At 59.1% G+C, this 21507-nt stretch carries 21 protein-coding genes and 1 tRNA gene; 10 read left to right on the forward strand and 12 right to left on the reverse strand.

What is annotated here, in order from left to right; genetic code table 11:
* Window positions 1-2: 2 nt before the first annotated feature.
* On the forward strand, window positions 3-1430 hold the full coding sequence (locus BW921_RS06300; RefSeq protein WP_148689032.1) for a DNA topoisomerase VI subunit B: 1428 nt from the start codon (window positions 3-5) through the stop codon (window positions 1428-1430).
* 964 nt (window positions 1431-2394) lie between these two features.
* Here the strand turns inward: BW921_RS06300 and BW921_RS06310 are convergent.
* A tRNA-Asn gene (locus tag BW921_RS06310) sits at window positions 2395-2497 on the reverse strand.
* A gap of 62 nt (window positions 2498-2559) precedes the next feature.
* Here BW921_RS06310 and BW921_RS06315 point away from each other — a divergent pair.
* The gene (locus BW921_RS06315; RefSeq protein ID WP_148689034.1) at window positions 2560-3147 is read left to right on the forward strand and encodes a hypothetical protein; all 588 of its coding nucleotides are present in this window, start codon (window positions 2560-2562) and stop codon (window positions 3145-3147) included.
* Window positions 3144-4022 (forward strand): hypothetical protein, encoded by an 879-nt coding sequence (locus BW921_RS06320; protein ID WP_148689035.1) that lies wholly within the window; start codon window positions 3144-3146, stop codon window positions 4020-4022. Before BW921_RS06315 ends, BW921_RS06320 begins: the two co-directional genes overlap by 4 nt.
* Here the strand turns inward: BW921_RS06320 and BW921_RS06325 are convergent.
* Window positions 3952-4893 carry a hypothetical protein gene (locus BW921_RS06325; protein ID WP_148689036.1) on the reverse strand — a complete coding sequence of 314 codons (942 nt, stop codon included), beginning with the start codon at window positions 4891-4893 and terminating at the stop codon, window positions 3952-3954. The genes BW921_RS06320 and BW921_RS06325 overlap by 71 nt on opposite strands.
* Before the next feature lie 77 nt (window positions 4894-4970).
* Between BW921_RS06325 and BW921_RS06330 the strand changes: the two genes are divergently transcribed.
* Genes BW921_RS06330 through BW921_RS06340 form a run of 3 tightly spaced genes read left to right on the forward strand, consistent with a single transcriptional unit; the run spans window position 4971 to window position 8203 of the window.
* Complete coding sequence (locus BW921_RS06330) at window positions 4971-6401, forward strand: Mur ligase family protein (RefSeq protein ID WP_148689037.1); 1431 nt, start codon at window positions 4971-4973, stop codon at window positions 6399-6401.
* On the forward strand, window positions 6402-7166 hold the full coding sequence (locus BW921_RS06335; protein ID WP_148689038.1) for a hypothetical protein: 765 nt from the start codon (window positions 6402-6404) through the stop codon (window positions 7164-7166). It abuts the gene before it with no gap.
* A gap of 14 nt (window positions 7167-7180) precedes the next feature.
* Window positions 7181-8203 (forward strand): radical SAM protein, encoded by a 1023-nt coding sequence (locus tag BW921_RS06340; RefSeq protein ID WP_236953732.1) that lies wholly within the window; start codon window positions 7181-7183, stop codon window positions 8201-8203.
* Here the strand turns inward: BW921_RS06340 and frhB are convergent.
* The 3 genes from frhB to frhA all read right to left on the reverse strand — a co-directional run bounded on the left by frhB (window position 8200) and on the right by frhA (window position 11234).
* Window positions 8200-9096, reverse strand: coding sequence for a coenzyme F420 hydrogenase subunit beta (gene frhB, locus BW921_RS06345; protein WP_148689325.1), 897 nt, complete (start codon window positions 9094-9096; stop codon window positions 8200-8202). The genes BW921_RS06340 and frhB overlap by 4 nt on opposite strands.
* A 23-nt stretch (window positions 9097-9119) precedes the next feature.
* The gene (gene frhG / locus BW921_RS06350) at window positions 9120-9821 is read right to left on the reverse strand and encodes a coenzyme F420 hydrogenase subunit gamma (RefSeq protein ID WP_148689040.1); all 702 of its coding nucleotides are present in this window, start codon (window positions 9819-9821) and stop codon (window positions 9120-9122) included.
* Window positions 9822-9983: 162 nt separating this feature from the next.
* Window positions 9984-11234, reverse strand: a complete 1251-nt coding sequence (gene frhA / locus BW921_RS06355) for a coenzyme F420 hydrogenase subunit alpha (protein ID WP_236953733.1) — start codon at window positions 11232-11234, stop codon at window positions 9984-9986.
* A gap of 134 nt (window positions 11235-11368) precedes the next feature.
* Between frhA and BW921_RS06360 the strand changes: the two genes are divergently transcribed.
* Window positions 11369-12949, forward strand: a complete 1581-nt coding sequence (locus BW921_RS06360) for a radical SAM protein (protein ID WP_148689041.1) — start codon at window positions 11369-11371, stop codon at window positions 12947-12949.
* A 143-nt stretch (window positions 12950-13092) separates the two neighbouring features.
* Here BW921_RS06360 and BW921_RS06365 read toward each other — a convergent pair whose 3' ends face one another.
* From BW921_RS06365 to BW921_RS06375, 3 genes are read right to left on the reverse strand one after another with little or no spacing between them, the layout of a single operon-like run.
* Entirely contained in the window at window positions 13093-14136 is a 1044-nt protein-coding gene (locus BW921_RS06365; RefSeq protein ID WP_148689042.1) for an MBL fold metallo-hydrolase, read from the reverse strand.
* 4 nt (window positions 14137-14140) lie between these two features.
* On the reverse strand, window positions 14141-14977 hold the full coding sequence (gene rsmA / locus BW921_RS06370) for a 16S rRNA (adenine(1518)-N(6)/adenine(1519)-N(6))-dimethyltransferase RsmA (protein ID WP_148689043.1): 837 nt from the start codon (window positions 14975-14977) through the stop codon (window positions 14141-14143).
* On the reverse strand, window positions 14964-15800 hold the full coding sequence (locus BW921_RS06375; protein WP_088336056.1) for a THUMP domain-containing protein: 837 nt from the start codon (window positions 15798-15800) through the stop codon (window positions 14964-14966). The genes rsmA and BW921_RS06375 overlap by 14 nt, the downstream gene beginning before the upstream one ends.
* Before the next feature lie 38 nt (window positions 15801-15838).
* Here BW921_RS06375 and BW921_RS06380 point away from each other — a divergent pair, with 38 nt between their 5' ends.
* Window positions 15839-16240, forward strand: a complete 402-nt coding sequence (locus BW921_RS06380) for a CBS domain-containing protein (protein WP_148689045.1) — start codon at window positions 15839-15841, stop codon at window positions 16238-16240.
* On the opposite strand, the gene BW921_RS06385 is transcribed toward BW921_RS06380, so the two are convergent.
* Together BW921_RS06385 and BW921_RS06390 are read right to left on the reverse strand one after the other, a co-directional pair.
* Window positions 16231-17493: a hypothetical protein gene (locus BW921_RS06385; protein WP_148689046.1), complete on the reverse strand. Its 1263-nt coding sequence runs from the start codon at window positions 17491-17493 to the stop codon at window positions 16231-16233. The two genes, BW921_RS06380 and BW921_RS06385, sit on opposite strands and share 10 nt — an antisense overlap.
* An 18-nt stretch (window positions 17494-17511) precedes the next feature.
* Entirely contained in the window at window positions 17512-18093 is a 582-nt protein-coding gene (locus BW921_RS06390) for a flavodoxin family protein (protein WP_088336059.1), read from the reverse strand.
* Window positions 18094-18132: 39 nt separating this feature from the next.
* On the opposite strand from BW921_RS06390, the gene BW921_RS06395 reads away from it, so the two are divergent.
* Together BW921_RS06395 and BW921_RS06400 are read left to right on the forward strand one after the other, a co-directional pair.
* Window positions 18133-18963: a D-aminoacyl-tRNA deacylase gene (locus BW921_RS06395; RefSeq protein ID WP_236953824.1), complete on the forward strand. Its 831-nt coding sequence runs from the start codon at window positions 18133-18135 to the stop codon at window positions 18961-18963.
* A complete protein-coding gene (locus BW921_RS06400; protein WP_148689048.1) occupies window positions 18964-19470 on the forward strand; it encodes a hypothetical protein in 507 nt (168 codons plus the stop codon). It abuts the gene before it with no gap.
* On the opposite strand, the gene BW921_RS06405 is transcribed toward BW921_RS06400, so the two are convergent.
* Both BW921_RS06405 and mtxX read right to left on the reverse strand, forming a co-directional pair.
* Window positions 19434-20264: a class I SAM-dependent methyltransferase family protein gene (locus BW921_RS06405; RefSeq protein WP_148689049.1), complete on the reverse strand. Its 831-nt coding sequence runs from the start codon at window positions 20262-20264 to the stop codon at window positions 19434-19436. The two genes, BW921_RS06400 and BW921_RS06405, sit on opposite strands and share 37 nt — an antisense overlap.
* A gap of 1 nt (window position 20265) precedes the next feature.
* Complete coding sequence (mtxX, locus tag BW921_RS06410) at window positions 20266-21030, reverse strand: methanogenesis marker protein Mmp4/MtxX (protein ID WP_148689050.1); 765 nt, start codon at window positions 21028-21030, stop codon at window positions 20266-20268.
* Between the last annotated feature and the right edge of the window lie 477 nt (window positions 21031-21507).

Below are 21507 nucleotides of genomic sequence, written 5' to 3' on the forward strand. Positions count from 1 at the left end.
GGATGGAACGGTTGGAGTGGCGCGAATCCTCACCAGCGGAGTTCTTCGAGCGGAACCGTGAGATGCTCGGGTTCGACGGACCCGTGAAGAGCATGGTGATGACTGTTCACGAGCTCGTCACTAACTCGATGGACGCGTGCCATCTGAACCGCATACGCCCCGACGTACGTGTGGTGATCCGACGCGAAGGGGAAAACGTGTACCGGGTGCGAGTGGCCGACAACGGACCGGGGATCCCGTCGGAGCGTGTGCCGAAGGTGTTCGGCAAGTTCCTCGCGGGAGACAAGTTCGACCCAATCTACGGGATACAGTCGATGGGCCAGCAGGGGATCGGTGCAGCCGGCGTAGCCCTCTACGCCCTGATCACCACGGGCGAGCCCGTGCGCGTGCTCACATCTACTGACGGTAAAACCGCGCACTACTTCGAGGTCAAACCAGATCCTTCGACCAACGAGCCGGTGATCGTCCGGCGAGAGAAGCGACCCGCGAGCCGTCGCGGGACGACGGTGGAAGTGACCATCGGGGATGCCGTCTACGAGTCCGGCCGCCGCGGTCCCCGGGAGTACCTTCGTAGGCTGCATGCGGTGAATCCTCACGCTCGAATATCCCTCCGAGACCCCGACGGTAACGCACACGTTTGGAAGCCGTTGGTCAGGGAACTTCCCGACCCACCCCGGGTGCTGAAGCCCCATCCTCATGCCATCGACGCTCACAAGCTCCTCAGGATCGCCGAGCGGACGTCCCGGAGGACCGTTCGAACAATGCTCGTCGGGGAGCTCTGCAGGTTCTCAGAGGCCAGGGTCGAAGAGCTTCGGGAGCGACTATCTGGCTGTGTGGATTTGGAGAAGGACCCGAAAGAATTGACTCGTGAGGAGGCCGAGCTCATCGTGAAGGTGCTGCACGAGATGGACTTCATGCGCCCGCCGTCCTACGTAGTTTCCCCGATCGGGGAGTCGGCGCTGAAGGCTGCGCTGAAATCGGAAGGAGTTCGACTGGTCTCAGCGGTCTCCCGACGACCGCTCGTACTGCGCGACAACGTAATCCAAGTCGAGGTAGCCGTGGGTTACGGTGGTGAAGGAGACCTATGGAGGTTCGCGAACAGGGCCCCGTTGATGTTCAGGGCGAGCGGTTGCTCCATCACCAAGGGCGTAGACGAGGTGGATTTCGGCCGGTACGGCCTCGAGGAGGACCGGTTGCTGATCCTGGTGAACGTGAATTCCCCGTTCGTTCCGTTCAGTGGGCCCGCCAAGCAGGAAATAGGTAGCGAATACGTCGAGGATGAGGTAAAGCGTGCGGTGCAGCGGGCGTGTCGAGAGCTTGGACGTGAGGTCCGACGGCGACGTCGGGCTCGCCTCGAGCGCCAGAAAATGAAAAGGATTGAAAGGAACCTCAGGATCGTGAGGGAGAAAGCCGTCGAAATACTCTCGTGATGACCTCACGACGGGGAGACCTAGTCGGGATGATCGACCCCTAGCAGGCTGAAAGACGGCGCGGGTAGAGGTAGCCGGCGGTGAGCACGGGCTTTAGACCCGAGCCGATGATCCGCCGGATGCCGCGACCGCGCCACACTACCTCCTCGTATTGTTACGAATTTTGAAACGTTTACGCGAGGGTCAGGGGCGGGAGTATTCTTCACTCGGTCCGCGGCTTGCATGATCATCATCCCCAGTTCGTTGCGTACCTACCGATAAAACCTCATCTCCCGTGGAGTTGAGAAGACACCACCCCGCCCGCGCTGCTGTCGGATTTCGGGCCCTCAAGTACGACCAGGGGGTTCACGGAGCGCTCACTGGCCGAGACACTTAGAAGTGAGGTTGTGGAATCCCGCCACCACGATCTACGTGAGGGATCATATCCTTACACTCTGGGACAGCACCCCGGTGAGATGAGCGCAATCACGATGCCGAAGCGCGTCTAGGAACCGGAGAGAAGTTGCACGTGTCCGCTTAGTTCTCGCCGAAGGGGGCAGAAGGTCGAGGGAGATAGCAGAGGACTATATGTCCGTTGGACAAGTAGAATTCGAGGTCGAGGTCCATTAGTCGTCGGCGTTCGATCCGTGCCGCTTCTCCTCGAGCGCATCGACACCATGGCGCGTTTCGACGACCGCGAAATGGTACTCATCTAGCATTTCGGCCGTGGTTGAGATGGCGGCCGCTCGATTGCCGGGGCTGCGCGGGCTTCGCTCGTCGAGTGGTCGTGCGATCGTGGTCACCACGCGGCTTCGGTTCTGTTGCCAAGACCTTGTTCACTCCAAAACGATCTACGAGTGGGCCTGGGAACGCGACTGATCGTCTGAAGGAAACGACGGCGTGAGAGGAGCCCGTCCGTCGTGGAAAGTTGATGCGTCGGATTATCGGACCGGAATTGTTACAAGTCCAATAACAATTCGTGGTCTGGCGCCGCGGCCCGGACTTGAACCGGGGACCACGGGATATCTGCGGCCCTCTCCTCATCGGGCCTTAACAGTCCCGCGCTCTACCTACTGAGCTGCCGCGGCCTCGATCCCCGGGCCAACCAAGAGTCGGCCTTACAAAAATATAATGATTTCGGGGGAGGTCTATGACCAGTTCGAGGGTGAGAGTGAAAGTCGTAGGGGTGGAAGAGGAAGACGTCAAGGAGCGCCTTAAGTTGCTGCGTCCCGAGCGCGACGTCGACGTTATAGTGGATGGAGTGTCCGGGATGATGCGCGTGACCTCGGGAACCACCCGCCTACGTATCAACGCCGGCGGCTCTGCGTTCTTCTCGTGTTCGGGTAGGGTCTCGGAGGATGCCGCGGCAGTGGCTTCAATTCTCCTCTCTGAAATCGGCGCGGACCGGAAGGAGATTCCGAGGTTCCTTTCGGCGGCTGTGGAGTTGGGAAGGACTACACCGGAGGGATGCGAGCTGGTGACGGTTCTACGGGGTAAGGACGTGACCGTGAGGTTCCGGAGGAATCCAGAGTCCGGTCGGTACGCGCTGAAATCTAGACGCGGGGTGTTGGTAAGACGGACCAGATCGATATGTGAGGTGGAAGTCCTCATCACTGTACCGGATCTCGATCGGATAGTTCGGAAGGCTGGGAGGGTCTGGGGACAGTTGGAGGATTTAGCGGGAGGTGGAGACCCGGAGCACGTCCTTCTAAACGTCCTCGATGCACTGGGGAGGTGAGGCGACTGAATTGGATCCTGGAGATAATCAGGACGCTTCTGTGCATGTACATGGGGATTTTGATCGCGTCTTACTTAGGGTCCTCCGAAGCATGCGCCCGGTCGTTACTCCGAGTACTGAAACCCGTGGTTGGGTCCGGCCCCTACGGTCACGCCGCGTCGCTATCGGTCTTGAGTTCCTCTATGGCGCTTTACGCGGCTCAGAACAATGTGAACTCCATCAGAGAGGCCATGGGTTTACTGCTCCTCCTAGCCTTTCCTACCTCCGTAGCGGCGGCCCTTCAATTCTACCTCCCCGTGGTCGTACCCACTGTGGGTCCTGCGGGTCTCTTCATGGTCTGCATATCGGCCGCGAGCGCCTTGCTTACCTCCATATTAGGGCGTGTTCTACTACTCGAACGTGAGGATAATGGTAGCATGGGTAAGATCACGCTCGTACGGGACCCTTGGCGTACCGCCCATAGGGTGTTCTTCAGGGTAGGGCCCGCTGTCGCCTTGGCGATGGTGGTGGTTAAGCTGGGCGAAGGGTATGGCGTGACGGAGTGGATCGAGAGATCCCTTCAACCGTTGGCTAGGTTCGTTGGACTCCCTTCAGACGCGTCTTTGGTGGTGTTCGGGTGTCTGATCAACGTGGCTGTAGGGGCCGCTTTAGGTGCGGATCTCCGGGCGTCCGGGAAGCTGCGGATGGAGGATCTGGCACTCGCGTTGGCGTTCGGTAGGGCCCTTTCTCTACCGAGGATTCATCTTCAGTTCTTGTTCCCTCCTGCCGTCACGTTCCTCGGCAGGAGGGGGTTGCTCGGTGCGACTACCCGCACACTCGTCGAGACCTTGGTAAACGTATCGGTAGTGCTGGCACTAGCGGCGTTGATACACTAGAGCCCGGTTTTTTCGTCGGAGTTTCCTTCGGCTCGTATCCGGCCGCCCAGATCAGGGCGCGCGCCAGTAGCTTCCAGGCCCCCGTGCGCTCGGTCAGTTCCGGATGCACGCCCAATAGGACGAATCGACCCCTCGGTTCCCATTCGCCGTCCTTCTTAACGCTATACCATCCGAGTACCATAGCCCAACCATTGACGATTTCAACGTACTTCCCGAACCCCTGTACGTCGATTCTAATCTCTTTCCCATCTAACCAGCACACTTTGTACCACCTGTTGTCGGAGATGAACACCGAGCCGTCTTCCGCGGCCATCCCGGGACCGTTCGCGTAGTAATACTCGTAGATCTTTCCCCAAGTGGATTGTGGGGTGATGGGGTTCTGCTGGATCAGCACAGAGACGTACCCGTTCCCCCGGTTGCCGTCGATAGCCGTTACACCGTCCACCACGAGATCCTCGCCGATGGCCCCTCGGTGCGTCACTCCGGCGTGTAAGTACGCGCCCGCGCAGATACCGACGTACCCGATGCCGAGGTCGATCTGCGCGTGACATAGCAGGTCGATCCAGTCGGAGTCCCAATGCCACTCTGGGTGGTATCCGCCCGGAACGTAGATCACGTCGATGCGGGTGCCCGTATACGGATCTCGTCCCGTCTCTAAGACGGCCTTCCAGTCCGACGGTGACGCGTAAGTGATCACGTTAATGTGATAGGCACCGGCGTAGTTCGCGTTCCAGTACTCGATGGCTCTCAGTGAGCTTTCCACGCAGTTGGACGCGGCCCCGTCTCCTACCCACATGGCGACGTTCACCGTCGTCGATGAGACCGGGGCTAGGAGCGTTACGATAGCCGTCAGTGCGGGAGTCCACCTCACGTTAACACCCCCTTGCTCCGCAGCCGGGATCGTTAATCAAACTACTGGAAACGCGTTACACAGGTAGGGGACGTGTCATGTCCTTGAGGTCGAAATTGGCGGAGTTGGCCGGACTGCTCGCGCTCAAGGCAGTCCGGTTCGGGCCCGGTATGGGGCGGAGCTTTCCCGGGTGGACCGTGATCAAGGTTGGCGACTTCGACGCCGTTCGCGAGCTCGCACGGCGGCCGGAGTACGGAGTGGTGCTGATCACGGGCACCAACGGTAAGACCACGACTACCAGACTCGCCTGTGCGCTCCTAGCCGAAGATGCGAAGGTTTCGTGCAACTACGATAGCAATACCATCAACGCCGTTACGACGGGCCTACTTAAGGGTAGGAAGGCCGAGCTCGTGGTGACGGAGTACGGGATTCGCAGCCGTGAGTACGGGATTCCAGATATTGTCTGCGAGCTCGTGAACCCGCTGGCGATCGCGTATACGACTATCTCGAAGGAACACTTCCGGGAGAACGCGGACAAGGAGGATCCATTCGGGGCGTACTTCGAGGCGAAGCGCCTCCTGGCGAGACCCCTGAAGGACGGTGTGCTGATACTCAACGCGGATGATCCTCGTGTTACCTACATCCGCGACGAGAAACGCGGTGACCCCGTGGAGTACGTCTTCTACGGTTTGGATGTCGAAATCGAGGATCTGACGCCACCGACCGAGAAGCTCGAGTGTCCTGCGTGTGGCGGCGAGTTGAACTACGAGACCCGCTACTTCAACCATAAGGGGTTATACTCGTGCCGAGACTGCGAGTTCTCGCGACCCGACCCGAACGTCGCCGTGGTAAGGCTCAAGGGCGGTCCGGACGAGTGGAAGGTTACGCTGTCGTACGATGTGACTAACGCCGTGACCGGAGAACGACTGGAGGGGGAGTTCACCTACGAACTCCAGCTGCCCGGTCTCCATAACGTCTATAACAGCGTTTGCGCGATCTCCCTGTACCTCGCGGTTACCCCTCGGCCCGAGGATCCGGAAGGGACCATTCCACGGGTAATCGAAGGGTTGGACCCACTCGAGTTCATTCCACCGGGCAGGTTCGAGGTGCTGAACGTGGGTGGTAAGCCCGTCGGCGTCGGTCAGGGGGACAACGGGGATGCCTTCAAGGCTAACGCGAACCTGATGCTCTCGGTAGCGGGGAACGTAGAAGTCTGTGTGTACACTACGCCGGATGAGAATGAGCACCCCATCTTCGAAATGCACAGGATTGTCCTGCGAGCCCTCGATCCGGACGAGCTGCACGTGTTTCCGGGCAGGGAGTCCGTGGAAGCCGCGGAAGGATACTACGAGGAACTGACAGAGGAGTTCGACGCGGAATTCCACTCCATCCCGCACGATCGGATGCGGGAGAAAGTCGAGGAGATGCGTAGGGTGTGTGAAGAGGCGGATGGCCCCGTGTTCGCATCCGGGTGCGGGCCGGAGCACGAGATGTGGGAAGCCCTGAAGAGGGAGCTCAGGGGCGGCTGAATGGGACTGAGGCGCCTCTTCGGGCTAGTTGGGGTCGGATTGATCGTTCTGTACTTCTTTCTACTTTCCGTAGAGTATTCAAAATTCCAACGCTTCTTAGGTGATCCGTGGGGGAGAGCCGTTTACGTCAAATTACACAACCCGGACATCGCTCCGGGCACCCCACATATCCTGGCCCTGGTCAACTTCGCCAAACAGCACGGGTACTCCAAGATCCTCGTGATTCACAACGCAGGGAAGATCGGATACAGTCACTTCTGGTACCGCGGGATACTCATCATCCAGCTCGGGTGGTACGACTACCGCACGGTCTTCGCACAACCTGAGCTGTGGTTGGTGATGGAGGACGTACTCTACGGTCAACGTCCTATGTTGGGCATCTGGATCGCAGATCGGCGTGAATTCCGTAGTATGCATGAAGCCATAAACCATGTGCGTGACCTGGAGTCGGCTGTTCCCGGACGTACGATGGTGGTGTGGCACGGGTCGTGTCGTAACGGTAATCCACTCTGGAACCTCGGATGTGGTGCGGAACCGTACTTCTGGATCCTCTCTGCGTACGGCGGGCGCGTACTCGCACTTACCTTGGCTGCACTGGGTAACTTCGCCCCTATCGTCTTCTACGGAGACGCGGCGTTAGCGGAACTCAGGAACTACGACAAACTCCAGGCGCTGTACAACAGCGGGACCTTGAATCGCTACGCCGTAGATCCTTACCTCCGTAAGAAGCCGATGCCGATGGGACCGCGGGGAGTGTACGACTGAGAGGGGTGAAGCCTGTGTTGGAGCCACTCACTGAATATCACTCGATCGATGACGACGAACTTGCGGCTCGGTTCATGGTAGCACGGACCGTTCCAGTCGAAACCACGGAGGGGGAGCTAGAGGACCTGTGGAAGGAACACGATGAAGCGATGGAAGAGTTCCGCGCAAGGTGGGAAGAGCGTCCCGCACCCGGGGATCTCGAGGAGACCTCGCCGAACCTCCTCGACTTGAAGCTGGAGATCGCCCGGAAGATCCTCCGCGAATGCACGTTCTGCGAGCGGAGGTGTCGTGTCGATCGGGCCCGTGAAGATGGGTTCTGTCGGGTTCCAATCAAACCCAGGATTTCCTCGGAGTTCCTGCATATGGGCGAAGAACGTGTGCTTGTACCCTCACACACTGTGTTTTTCTGCGGGTGTACGTTCCGATGCATCTATTGTCAGAACTGGGACATAGCTTTCCAGCCGACCAACGGGGTGTACGTTGAGCCGGAGTCACTCGCCCGAGTGATCCGGCACCGGCGATCTCGAGGTGCTAGGAACGTGAACTGGGTCGGGGGAGACCCAGCACCGAACATTCACTACGTTCTGGAGGTGCTCAGGCGGCTCGACGTGAACGTCCCGCAGGTTTGGAACTCCAACATGTACTTGACCGAGGAGGCCATGAGGCTGTTGGACGGCGTTATTGATCTGTATTTGACGGATTTCAAGTACGGCAACGACGAGTGCGCGGAGAAGTACTCGAACGCCCCGAATTACTGGGAGATAGTGACCCGGAACCATCGTGAGGCGGATCGGCAGTGCGACTTGATCGTGCGTCACCTCGTTTTACCAGGTAACGTGGAGTGCTGTACGTTTCCGATCCTGGAATGGATCGCCGAAGAGCTGGGTACGGACACGCCGTTGAACGTTATGCCCCAGTACCGCCCGGAGCACCGTGCGTACGAGTATCCGGAGATAAACAGGCGACCGTCCGCGAACGAACTGGAAAAAGCGTGGGAGAAGGCGAGAGAACTGGGGCTCCGATACTACCGGCTTTAAAGGGATTCGTGCACCTTGCCCGGTTCCGGTAGGCCGAGCTCCTTTCGCTCCTCGATCTCTTTCTGGTTCTTGTCCTTCTTCACTTGTGCGAGCTTTTGAACGAGGCCGAGACCCGGCTTGACCTCCTCGATACTCTTCACCTCCAGCAGACCCTGATCCACCATGTCGTCGAGTATCCCCTTTGCCTTCTCTGTCCGCACGATCACGGTGCTCCATCCGTCAGGTGAACCCACCGAGCCGGCAGTTAGATCGGATAGCTCGGCGCAGTAATCCGTGCACACGTGACACGGTTCACCCTCGAAGGGATGCGTTTCGTTGATAGGGATCGACTTCACCTCACCGTCCTTCGTGTACACCCAGAACTTGCCCTTACCGATGTCCATCTTGGCGACTTCGCGCACCCACACGCCGCAGAGTTGTTCGATGATCGTCTTCATACCCTCGTACGGAAAGTTCTCCATGCAGATGATCCCTATCAGTAGCTCGATTTTGTCCGGGACGTGCCTCATCCCTATCGGGCAGAACTGTGCTTTACGGACGGCCCGGATCTGGCATGGGGTTCCTACCATCGCCACTTTCTCACAGCCGTAGCTCCTAACTGCCTCCTTGAGAACGCTCACGTTAGGACAGTACGTATACTTGGTCCCAGCCGCCTCCAGGACCTCGTCCGGGTCGGTGATGACCACGGGACGTGGCTTCCACGGCTCCTCGGTGTCGTCCGGGTCCGCGACGGCGGCGATCACACCGTCGAATAGTCCTTCCTCGAGGCCGTAGATCATGACGGCGGAGACGATCCCTCCGTCCTGGGTGATCTTTGTTATCTTGCTCTCGGTCGAGCGGGCCGTAAACACGCCGAGGTGGTCTCCCAGCAGCTCTGGATCACCCTTAACCATGATTTCGTCCAACTCGCTCACGGTTACTCATCCCCCATGATCATCTCCTTGATGGCCTCGTCGCCCGGCCAGATCGTCCTCGGGCACTGCGTGAAACACGCACCACACTTGATGCACCGGCTCTCGTTTACCACCGGCCTGCCGTCCACGATCTCGATCCCCCGCGTGGGGCAGGCCGCCGCGCAGGTGCCGCACCCCGTACACATGCTCTTGTTCACCACGTGGTACATCAGGTCGCAACCGCAGTACTCCGTCTTACCTTCCGCTAGCTTCGCGAACGGTTCGAGCAGCTCCTCTTTACCCTCCAGAAGGAGCGTTAGGAACCGCTCGATAGCTTCGGGTGCCGGTGGACATCCCGGGACGGCGTAGTCGACGTCCGCTACCTCCGTGAGTGGTACGAACGCCTCGTGCGTGGGTGCCGCCTGCTGGTTCCCCCGAGAGAATCGCATGAAATTCCCCGTACTCGCGCACGCACCTAGTGCCACGATCGTGTCGGCGTGCTCCTCCAGCTCCTCTACTTCTTCTAGCATGTGCTCGTCGTTCAGGCATACCGCGCCTTCCACGATGACCACATCACACTCCGGAATCTCACGTTCATCCATGAGGGTCTGGCAGTAGACCAGCTCGATAGATTCCAGTATGTCCAGAAGTCGTTCGTACGTATCGGCTAGGGACACTAAACATCCACAGCACCCGGCCAGTTGTACATAGGCCACTCGGACCAACTCAACACCCCCAATCCGAAGGGGAAGAAAGGTGGAAAGAACGGGAGAATGTAGGTCAAGGGTGTCAAGGTCTAGGTGAGGAAACTGGCCCCCCGCGTGGGGGGCGGTCGCGCCGCGGGTCCCCGTTTCGGGGTTCCCCGCGGCGTTCATCCCAATGGTGTTTTAAGCGAGCTTAACCACCGACTCCCGGATCTTCTCCCGGGAGTCGGCGTCGCGGACTTCCTTCACCACGTGAGCGGCACACGATGCTCATATGTCGTAACATCGCATGATAACCTCGGCATACTCTTCGTGCTCTCCCTCTATGGACTTCTCTACCACCGGGAAGTTCCACGTGGAAGCTGCAATGATGCGATAATCCTCGACGATACCCTTCTCGTTCACCTTAGCGATGTGCACGTTGGTGCCCCGTGGGGCTTCGTGAACTCCGATTCCGACTCCCGACCTCGGCTCCCACTCGGCTATGGTCTTACCGCTGGTGTTGAGTTCGTCCAGGATCGTCATCGCCCGGTCGATAGCTGCTAGTGTTTCCTGTGACCTTAATACATGGATGTACAGGACTCCGTGTGGATCCACTCCATCGAAGAGCACGTACCTGGCTCTTGGTCCGACTTCTACCGGAACACCGTCGTAAAGCGGGATCTGGCCCCGATGCTGGTACGCGACTTCCTTGTGCTCCTCTCCGTAGTACTCGATTGGAAGCAGCTCCACCACGCGGTCCATGTCCAGCCGGTCGGGGTCCCCATAAGTAGTATGTGTAGCCAGGAACGGCTGGTCGTGTCTGCCGAATTCGTCGATGTCGAGGTCGTTCTTGTCGCCGAACCTCTCGACGATGTTTACCATGAACTCGTGCTGCTCCATCATCAGTTCGCGCGCCTCACGTAGCTTGCGGTAAAGCTTCCTACGCGCCGCTTCCGAGATGTTCTCGGCCATCCCTCCGATCCTAATGTTGGGTGGATGGATTCCCTCACCTCCGACCACGTCCACCACGTACTGTCCGATCCGCCTGATCTGCTGGATCCTCTTGATCGCCTCGACCTTTTCGTCCTCATTCTCGACGAAATCATCCAGTACCAGCAACTGATGGAGCACGTGAGACTGAATCCTGTTACCTAAGGCGCAGAGTTCTCGCAGGAGTTTCCCGTCCTTGGGAGGTTCGATGTCCATAGCCCGCTCGAAGGCCTCGGCGGACGCGGTTCCGTGCGTCGCCTGACAGATTCCGCAGATCCTCATAACGGCTACCTGAACGAACTCCGCGGGCCTTCCCTTTGCCAGCGCTTCGAAACCTCGGACCGCCGAAGTATTCAGGTAGAAAGCGCGCTCCACATAGCCCTCGTCGTCGACGTATAACACTAGCTTAGCATGACCTTCATGTCTCGTGGTCGGTTGAATCTCCACGGCACCCTCCGCCAACGCCTCACCCCCCATCGGCCCGTCCCAGTAGTCACGGAAGAAGAACATAAAACTAGGGTGTGTTCAGTGATCGAGTAGAGGCACATTTAACGGTTGAATACCCTTTCCGTTCTACGACGAGAGGGTTACGCGGATTGAGTCAAAGTGTCTTGGTAGTAGACGCGCTTGGCGCAGGGAAAGGGTGTAGGACTAGATCCAGAGATGTTATCGGTGCGGGTCCTAGGACAGTCGCATCGTTACTGGAAAACGATTATGAAGTGTCGTTGATTACTTATGAGGATTTACAAAAATTAGGACTAAATAATGTTATGGATTACGATATCGTAGGTGTCAGTATAATGACCGGTGACGAGCGGGCCGCCCGAAGGGTCTTCGATCACACACGGCCGCAGACGTTTCGGTTCATCGGTGGTCCCGGAGCCGCCGATCCGAACGCACTCCTCAAAACTGGGGCCGACGCGGCCGTGATCGGTGAAGCTGAGGAGACCCTACCTGAACTCTTGGAGGAGCGTGGACCCGTCCGCGGCGTGTATTTCCGGCGAGGAACTGAGGTGGACTTTCCGGGTCCTAGGCCCATTTCCAGGCGATTCACTCGTGTCAATCCGGAATACATCCGAGCCTACTCAAACCGGTGGGCTGCACGCGTTTACGTCGAGATCGTCCGCGGATGCAGCAACTCCTGCAGGACGACTCTTGAACTACCCGACGGCCGCAAATGTTCTGGATGTGGGAACTGCCGGGAAGGTGAGGGTGGAGAACGGTGGGAGTGTCCCGAAGGTATTCCACCGGGTTGCGGGTTCTGCTCAGTACCTTCGATCTTCGGGCCGGCTAGGTCGAGACCGTTGAACGAAGTGGTACGAGAAGTACGGGGACTCGTCCGGGAGGGGGTCCGTCGAGTAGTTCTCAGCGCATCCGATGTACTGGATTACGGTCGAGACGACTTACTGACGGATCCTCGGACTCCACCTCCGAACGTCGAGGCTCTAAGGCGCCTCCTGCGACGAACATCAAAGCATGTGGACGTGCTCTTCGTCGAGAACGTGAAAGCGTGCCTACTGAACCGGGAGGTCGCGGAGCTCCTCGGTGAGTACTGCCGAGATACTTCGGTAAGCGTAGGGGTAGAGACCGGGGATCCGAGGCTGCTCCGCGCGATCGGGAAACCCTACACGTTGAAGGAGGCGTTGCGCGCGATCCGCACCCTGCGGAGGGTTGGTTTACGGCCTCATGCGTACTTCGTTTACGGACTACCCGGGCAAACGATGAGGTCCGCGAAACTCACGGCTAAGGCCATGAAACGGGCCGTCGAGATGGGGGCCGAGAAGATCACCGTGTACAGGTTTCGACCGATTCCCGCCTCGGCCTTCGGAGATTTCCCTCCAGGTCCCAGTCCACGTAACGACGAGGCGAGTCGGCTCATCGCGGATACGGCGCGTCGTCTGAACGAGGCGCTGAAACGTAGGATGGTCGGGAAGAGAATCCGCGTCTACGTCGCCGAGCCCGACCTACGCCATCCTAGAGACGCGATAGGTTGGCCGGTGAAGGGTGGTCCGAAGGTCCGGCTTAAAGGATCTCGAGAGTTAGTCGGAACGGAGTGTGAAGTGGAAATTACGGGGGTGGTGTCGGACAAGGTGGTTTCAGGTAAAGTAGTGAAAATACTAGAAGAGATCGACGTGGAAGCGTTAGAAGGACGAGGAATTCCTAGCCGAGTCGGGTAGTATGGAGCGTAGGTATACCACCGCGCGGGCCACTACAGATGGTAAAGTTCACGTCTGGGTCTTCCCGAGCTACCGTGCCATCCGCCCACTCCTCTTCATTATCGTCGTTAGGTTCCACTAATGGATTCGGTTTCAGGAAAACGTTAAACGTTTCGGTCCTCGCCGCTCTCGGGCCGTGGTGAGAATTCCTTTAGCCGACACTCGGATGACGAGTACTCCCCAGGCCGAGCCTCCGCCGGTTTCCAATCCTCAACGTCCGAGCGCTCCACAGCGTACTCCGCGACTGCCTTGATGATCTCGGCGTAATCTACAGTACTCGAGCGTGCACAACATCGGGGACACACGAGCCTGACGGACTCGGAATCCTCTCCGTCGAGCGTAGGTGGATTCCCACACTCGGGACATCTCAGGTGTCGGACGAACCTGAACACCGGGCACCCTCTACCGCGCTCGCACCTCGTGCACATGTGGTACTCCCGGGCGCAGGGTACCTCCGCGCTAAGAGCGGGCTCGAGGTCGACGGAAAGCCCTAGGTGAGGCTCGATCACAGCCGCGTCGACGTCCAACTCCCGGATGAACCACGGGTCGTAGGCGATCAAGTGCACTGGTACCACGATCCGCGGCTTCACCTTTCGACACAGCAATTCCAGACCCGTTCGGTCCAGGTGCCCTGGCACGCCTGAACACTCCGAGATCAGGACGTCCGCCCGCGGTAGATGGGCGTCTAAGAACGTTTCGGTATTCACATCCCCTGTGAAGAATACTCGGATACCGTCCAGTTCCACCAAGTACGCCATGGCACCCGGACAGTGGCCGGTCTCTACGGTTTCTACCACGACTTCACACCGGCTTGGATCTTCCGGTCTGTAGCCGAACCTCCGCTCGATCCTCTCGGCCGCATCGGGGTGCGCGAAGGACTCCCCGTACTCGCCTCCGTGTTTGGCGTGGTCCGTATGATGATGTGTGATCAGTGTATAGTCTGGATCGGGCTCCCCGAACAGTGAGAACAAACCCGGTGCCGACTTCAAATCCTCTGGTAATTCGGCCCACGGAGGCACTCTCTTGTCGTATCCGGGACGCCAACCGCCCGGATCGAACAGGACCTCGGTGTCCGTCCGGGAGATACCCACGACGGCGCCAGGAGTAGCCCCGAACAATCGGACCGGTGACCAAATTTCGAGCTCCATCTACCTACCCCAGTGCACTCTCGATAGCGGCGGCGAGCTCTGCCACACGTTCTGGAGGTAGATGGAGCGGACGCTCGGATAGTATGTCTTTAGGGAGCCTTTCCAGTACCTTCCGAGCCTGCTTGCGATCGGCTGCCCACTCATGAGCGGAGAGAAGTAACGCGTTCCTCACCGTTTTGTTCTTGTGCTGGAAGAGGGCTCGACATACGGATTCCAAGGTGTCCAGATCCACGTCGGGACGCTCCTCCTCCGGCTTGGGTGTCAGTCGGACCACGGAGGAGCTCACGCGTGGGGGAGGGATGAAGGCACTACGTGGTACTCCCCTGAGGAGCTCTGCGTCCGCTAGTAAGTTCACCATCACGGTGAGTCGGCTGTATTTTTTTGATCCGGGTTCTGCCACCATTCGCTCGGCGAATTCCCGTTGGTAGGTCAACACCGCGACGTCGATGTCCAGCTCCAGAAGCTTGAACGTGATAGGAGATGAGATGTTGTAGGGAATGTTGGCCACGACCTTGTTCACGTCGTCCGGAACGTCGTACTCCAAGAAGTCGGCCCGTACTATCTCGAGGTTAGGAGCCTCACCTAGCTCTCGCTCCAGAATCTCCACCATGCGTCCGTCTAGCTCGACGGCGATCACTTGACCCGCTCGGGTCATCAGGTAACGGGTTAGAAGTCCGGGTCCGGCTCCTATCTCCAACACGACGTCGTCCTCGCGTATCCCAGCTGCCTCCACCATGAACTCGAGGATATTGTCGTCTACCATGAAGTGCTGACCCAAGCGTCGCCTTGGACGGATACCGTACTTGGATCGCAGGTACGCCAGGTACTCAACGCTTCTCAACGCCGACAGACACCCTCGGCCCCAAGACGTCTACGGTGACGACTGTTCTCGGATCGTCCAAGTCGACCTCGTGACCAACGGATGTGAGTACGTCCCCTATGAACACCTCGGCTTCACGTGAAGAGGAGAACGTCCCGGCTCGTGCGATCCGGGCCTTGACGGCAAAAGGATCGAGGATGTGGGGCTCAATGTCCTCGAGGATTCTTTTCCTGAGCCCGTCACGGTCGAATTCGCCGCTGATCAGGAACCGCCTGATACGGAACACGGGGAACTCTTCCTTAAGGAGCTCGACAGCCTCGTCCGGGTCGCCTCTAGTCACCATTATCTCGACTCGACCTGAGAGGTTCTCTGGGGCCGGGGCGATGTCTGCGTCTAGTCCACGCCCCGTCAGCAGGCAATAAACTCGGGCGGCTACGTCCTCCTCGGTGAGATACGGGTTACCCCCGAACGTAATGAGCACGTCCAGCCGGTCCACCGGATCGTAACTTAGCGGCTCATCAGGGTGGACTTCCACCACCTCCACGCCGCTCCTGGCCAGGTAGTAGGGGCCGAGACCTCGGCCTCGGCCGAGGTATACGACGCCCGCCACACCGGCTTCCGCTAGTTCTCGAGCGCAGTAAAGGCACGGTCTGGCGGTCACGAAGATGACCTTCCCCTCAACATCGTATCGTCGTACCAGCTTACGCTCGGCGTGCTCGTCGTTGGCTTCCTCGACAGCTACGATCTCCCCGTTCTCTAGCAGGACCGCTGTGACCGTGCGTTTCGGGATTTCGTTCAGGATTTTCTTCACATCCACTGTCTGTCCCGCTAGGCTCACCTTCATAACGTAACTCCCCTGCAACTGTCACGGGGAGATTCGAGATGCCGGAGCGCCTGTACGTTAGGGACTACATGGTCACAGGTGTCGTTCAGGTCCGGATGACGGACACCGTGCGAGACGCCGTTCGTGAGATGGTCCGAGCCGGCGTACATGGGTTGGCCGTTGTGGGGCCTGACGGTGAGCTAGTAGGAGTGCTGGAAGAAGAGCACATAATGGATCTCGTGGTGGAGCGGGGGAGGGATTGGGCGGACATCCTGGAGACGACCGTCGAGGAAGTGATGGACCCCGAACCGGCTATCGTAGAGCCGAACGACACCCTCCTCGACGCACTTGAAGAGATGGAGCGCAAGAAGACCACTCGAGCTTTCGTGTTGAGCTGCGAGGGAACGCCCGTCGGTGTCGTCAGCGTCACAGATGTTCTGAGTGCGATCGTTCAGAGCTGATTATCGGTAGTATACGCTCCTCCGCCATCTTCGCCACGGTGAGGTAAGTATCTAGCGACACTGGAAGCTCCGGTGCTGAACTTAGCTGGCTGGGTATCCGCGGGCTCTCCGGGATCACAGGGTGCCGGTCGTGTCTCCTCCCCGAGGGTCAAAGCTATCTCTTCGACGCGTAATCCCTCCCGTTTAGTATCCCCTTCGAACACCTCCACCACCCTCACGTTTGTGTCCTCCCGTATACACTCTGCTACCCAACCTTTGCATTCCTCACGCGTGCACAACAATACGATGTCCTCTACGCCTAGCTTCTCGAAGGCCTCCATCTGCGTCCAGAAGACGTAGTGACACTCGCCCTTCTCGTCCTTCCAGAGCTTCCTCTTGGACAGCTTGGTCCGTCGATGTAGGAACCACATGTACGAGAAATCGAACAGTGGCACGTTCAGGAGCGTCGACAAGAAGTACGCGTACAGACTACTCTGAATATCCACGTACCCTACCACGAGGTCCGAACTCCTCCATCCTATCTCGGCCGTGATCCCGTCGATGCCCCAGGCCATGACCCTCGGCAGGTACTTCCAGTTGAGCCACCACACTTTAACGTCTTCCGGTATTCCCTTGAGTGAGATCACTTTCTTCGCGGGGATCGCATCGAGTTCGACTATCTCCCGGCCAACACGCAGGTATGGAGAAACAACGGTGTCGGCTTCCACTTCCTCCACTAGGTTCGTTGGAGATGAGACTGCGTTCCTTGCGGCACAAATCGTCGCTGTCTTGGCTAATGCGAGCGCGAATAGTGCTCGTTTCAGCTCGGTGCGGCCGAACACGTACGAGATGCGGCCCATCGAATACTCCAGCTCGAGTAACGTGGGCGAGTCGACTTCGAAAATCGGTGGGATGGCTACCTCCGTCGGGGTCCCATCCCGCCTACTCGTCGAAACAGACATCTCACGAAGTCTGCGCCGGAACTCACGGACCGCGGAAAGTAAGCGGTCTTCCAGTCCGCGCTCCGGCTCTTCCTCTCTCTCAACGTGGACCCGGATCTCCGTCGGCCCTTCGGCGACCCTAGGTGAGATCGTTACGTTCTCGGGAACGTTAAGGCGGACTTCTATGGACTCGTCCTTTGAAAGTACCAGGAGATGTTCCCCGTGCCAAACGACTCGGCAGTCCTCGGGAACCTTGATTTCGGTAGAGTCGAGTGAGTCGAAGGCGTGAAAAAGGCAGGCGACTAGGTCGAGTAGTGGGTTATCCTCCTCCATTCCCAGACAGCCCGGTCCTTATCGACCCTTGATCAATTTGACAACTTCGCCCACACGACGACCGGTATTACGAGCCGTTTCGACGCCAGTTTCATCCTTCTCCACGTCTCCTGGCTCAAGTCCCACGCCCGCGCCACCGAAGTGTGCCGTGGGATCCGAGTCCCCGACCACGATCATGGCGTGGATCATGAAGAAGTTCTGGATGTCCCGTAGTGTGTGTTCTTGACCTCCGTTACGAGCACCTCCTACGGCGATGGCTCCCCCGACTTTGTCTTTCAACTCCCAATTCACTCGCAGTGGACGTGTTCTGTCCATCAACGCCTTCAGTTGCGCACTCACGCCGCCGTAGTACACGGGGGAGCCCACGATCATCCCGTCACATTCGAGCATCAGCTCGTAAACGTCGTGCATATCGTCATCTATGACGCACTCGCCAGTTCTCAGACACTCGCCACACGCCCTGCAGGGTGAGATGTCCATGTCCCGCACGGTGATGAATTCCGTCTCCTCACCGGACACTTCCTCCGCAGCCTCGAGGGCAACCCTCACGAGGTACTCCGTGTTCCCCTCTCTCGGGCTTCCGGATATGCCTAAAATCATCCCACATCGCACCCCTCAGGGGGTTTCGGGTTGAGACGTGTGGTGGTACTGTGGAACCCGGACGACCCAGCCTCTAAAAACATCGCGGAAAGCCTGACAGAGGACGCCGAAAAGCTCGATACCGAGGATCTCCAACACTACACCGTCGAAACCTGGGAACGTGACGGTGTCCGCTTCCACCTGACCGTCGCCCTCGGCGACCTCATCGAGGAGGACGAGGCACGAGAACTCTCCCGTAAATTCGACGTCATCGTGTTCGCCTCACGCCACGAGAGCAGGACCGAGAAACCCTCACTCACAGTGCACGTACCTGGTAATCCGACCCCTGAGGCCAAGTTCGGCGGTAAGCCGTTGGAGGTCTGTACGGCCGATCCTGAGGGTATGAAGGCAGCCCTCCTCGAGCTCAAACGCTTCCGGGATAAGCGTGGCCTGGATTACGACGTCTGCTACGAGGTAACGCACCATGGTCCTCGTGATCCGGGAGCTCCCTGCTTTTTCATCGAAATCGGTTCCGACGAGAGGCGCTGGGCAGATGAAGAAGCCGGAGAGGCGTGCGCCCGCGCGATACTCGCGACCGTCGATCCACCAGACGTCAAAGCCGTGGTCGGCTACGGCGGCGGGCACTACGCCCCCGCCCACACCGACGCGGCCCTCTCAGATCGGAAGCTCGCTTACGGTCACATCGTACCGGACTACGCCGTAGATCACGACTATCTACGGGATCAGTTCCTCGAGGTGGTAGACAAGACCCCTAGGGCCCGCGAGATCATCGTCGACGACCGTAACCTCGATCCTGGGATCGTGGAGCGGCTCGAGGATCTCGCCCACGATCGCGGTCTCCATCTCCGTGATGTCGAGGAGGTAAAATGAGTGATCCGTCGAGGTCAGAACTTCGAGGGCCCACCTGGACAGTATCGACGGATCGGCGCGATCGTTCGAGTCGGTCCTTACGCCCTATTCCTCACCGTCCGTGGCCCGAGACCCGCTCCTAAGAAGGTCCGCGTCGACGGGATCCGTTGTCCATTACTTCGCGAAGAACCCAAGATCAACGTCGCCGTCTACGCCTTCGAGTTCCCCGAGATCGTCGAACCGGACGAGATCGCCGAGCCCGAGCTCGGTGAAGCTACGCTCGAAGCCGGGGATGAATACCCCTGCCGTATCGAGGACGTCGACAGGAACAACCTCCGGATCACCATCCCTTCCTACCTCCCACGGCCCGGCGACGCCGGCGCCCCAATAGTTCAGAAAGGTCGTGTCGTCGGCATGCTCGCTTCCTATTGGATCAACGATATGCTCGGGATGGGACCACGCGCCGACATCGCACTCCGCGAGATCGTCGATTACTTCCGCCGTCGGACCCGTAGTTCCACCGCGTAGTGGTCCAACGCCGGGGAGAAACTCTTCACGCGCCGTACTTCCAGCACTTCGCCTTCAAAGCCATCCGGCAGCGCGTCCAGCACTTCTCGGGCCACCCGGTCCTCACCCCATCGCTTCTGGAACACCTCGTGTACGACCAAGATTCCATCGTCCCGTACCGCCCGACAAGCGTACGGAAGGAACTTCAGCGTCCCCTTCAGGTACCCCATCAACACCCGATCCACTCCCTGCACGAACCGTGCCACCTCTCGACAGTCCCCTAAGAACGCCTGTACCCTTCCCATTACACCGTTCAGCCTCACGTTCTCCACCAGGTACCGGTACGCCACTGGGTTCAGCTCCGCCGCCACCACCTTCGCACCCGCCAGTGCCGCCGGTAGCGTGAAGTGACCGATTCCGGCGAACATGTCGAACACCAGCTCCCCCTCCAGGTCCGATTCCAGCAGCCGGCGGCGCTCTTCCAGGTTCCCCCGAGCGAACATCACCCGCGTCGGATCCAATTTGAACCGGATTCCCAGCTCCTGGTGTATGGTCTCTGCGTTCCGATCTCCCGCTACGACTTCCCCCACTGGCTCCCGAAACGTTCCATTCACGAAGCGTAGCGCCACCACCGATCGGGCTCCGGTCACTTCACGAAGGATCCGTCCAACCTCCCGTCGGTACTTCCACGCCCGCTCATCGAACAACCGAATAATCACCACATCACCAAGCTCCTGCCAACGGCGTGGTACTGAGTCCGCAACCTCCGAAAGTTCCTCCTCCAACCTACGCACGAACTCCTCGCGGGACAGCACTTCATCCCCCCGCCAGCTCGGCCGCCAGTCGCAACGCCCGTACGTAGCCCGACGCCCGCTGCACTCGCGAGGTGTCCACGAACACCACGCCCCGTTCGAGCGCCGCTAGCACCGGCGCTCCGTAACTCCTGAAGCCCGCCACCAGTGACAGGCATCGGAACGCTAGGTTTCCCAGAACCCCGTTCACGAACAGTACGACGTCCCGTTCCAGTGCTTCTTCAACTAGAATTCCGACGTGTTCAACTTCCATCCCGCGCTCCTTCAACAACCGCGCGACCAATTCCCCATCCGCCAACCACCGATCGATCTCCGACCGCCTACCGAAGTCCTCCAGTCGTCCTGATGATACTACCGCGACCGATGGTTCCCGCTGAGTCAGCCGTCGATGGAACCTCGCGGCTAGTTCCCCCAACTTCACCAAGGATCCCACATCCCACCCCTCGTCGATTCCCACCGGGGTCAGCAACACCCGTCGATCCTCCGTTTCGAGCACCGTCGATCGACCAGTGAACGGCAGGTTCAGTGCGTCGATCAGCTCCCGTACACACCGTCCCGATACCGCCCCCCGCACCGCCGCGTCTAACCTACCCTCGACGAGGTCCTCCACTAACGCTCTTCCCGGGTCCTCCGCGCGTACTTCCTCCACGTCCGCGTCGAGTTCGACGTCGTGATACACTACGACGTCGATACCCGCATGTTCCACGGCTCTCAACACACGCTCCGTAGCTCCCGGCACCTCGCCGGACAGTGCTATCCCGATCCTCACACGAACGCCCCCGGCTCACCCTCCCTCCCCGGTGCACTTACCGTACACGGTTGGACACCACCGGTCCGTGGGTGGCACGCGACCGGGCGCTCCTCCGAGATCCCTACGGAGTGCCTGCCGACACGCGCGGTATAGTGGAACGATATCCCCACGTACGCCGGTTTTGAGACCGAGAGTCTTACGGTAATCACTTTAGACGGACGGGCACCGGTGGACCCAGTGGACTCCATCTACTGGCCGGAGGGTGAGGAGAGACGGCCCTGGCCGATGTCGATGATGAGGCTCGGGCAATTCCGATACCCTCGGTTGCTCCCGTCAAACCCTCACGAGCGAGGGCGGTGGGTGGTACCCGTAACGTACGGTCTCCGCACGGCTATCGTGGGTCATATGGCGATTCAATATGTTATATTAATCATGGAACATGCATGACTTGCGCACCGTCCATCGCCCGACGGTCCCACGTACCATCGATCACCG

It is taken from the genome of Methanopyrus sp. SNP6 (assembly GCF_002201895.1).
Classification (GTDB): domain Archaea; phylum JAADCQ01; class Methanopyri; order Methanopyrales; family Methanopyraceae; genus Methanopyrus.

What these genes read in the sequence shown, in the direction of transcription:
- BW921_RS06390 (WP_088336059.1), bottom strand. Translation starts at nt 18,093, where the DNA reads ATGATTTTAGGCATATCCGGAAGCCCGAGAGAGGGGAACACGGAGTAC.
- BW921_RS06375 (WP_088336056.1), bottom strand. Translation starts at nt 15,800, where the DNA reads ATGAAGGTGAGCCTAGCGGGACAGACAGTGGATGTGAAGAAAATCCTG.
- BW921_RS06380 (WP_148689045.1), top strand. Translation starts at nt 15,839, where the DNA reads ATGCCGGAGCGCCTGTACGTTAGGGACTACATGGTCACAGGTGTCGTT.
- BW921_RS06330 (WP_148689037.1), top strand. Translation starts at nt 4,971, where the DNA reads ATGTCCTTGAGGTCGAAATTGGCGGAGTTGGCCGGACTGCTCGCGCTC.
- BW921_RS06335 (WP_148689038.1), top strand. Translation starts at nt 6,402, where the DNA reads ATGGGACTGAGGCGCCTCTTCGGGCTAGTTGGGGTCGGATTGATCGTT.
- BW921_RS06300 (WP_148689032.1), top strand. Translation starts at nt 3, where the DNA reads ATGGAACGGTTGGAGTGGCGCGAATCCTCACCAGCGGAGTTCTTCGAG.
- BW921_RS06315 (WP_148689034.1), top strand. Translation starts at nt 2,560, where the DNA reads ATGACCAGTTCGAGGGTGAGAGTGAAAGTCGTAGGGGTGGAAGAGGAA.
- frhB (WP_148689325.1), bottom strand. Translation starts at nt 9,096, where the DNA reads ATGGTTAAGGGTGATCCAGAGCTGCTGGGAGACCACCTCGGCGTGTTT.
- BW921_RS06365 (WP_148689042.1), bottom strand. Translation starts at nt 14,136, where the DNA reads ATGGAGCTCGAAATTTGGTCACCGGTCCGATTGTTCGGGGCTACTCCT.
- BW921_RS06385 (WP_148689046.1), bottom strand. Translation starts at nt 17,493, where the DNA reads ATGGAGGAGGATAACCCACTACTCGACCTAGTCGCCTGCCTTTTTCAC.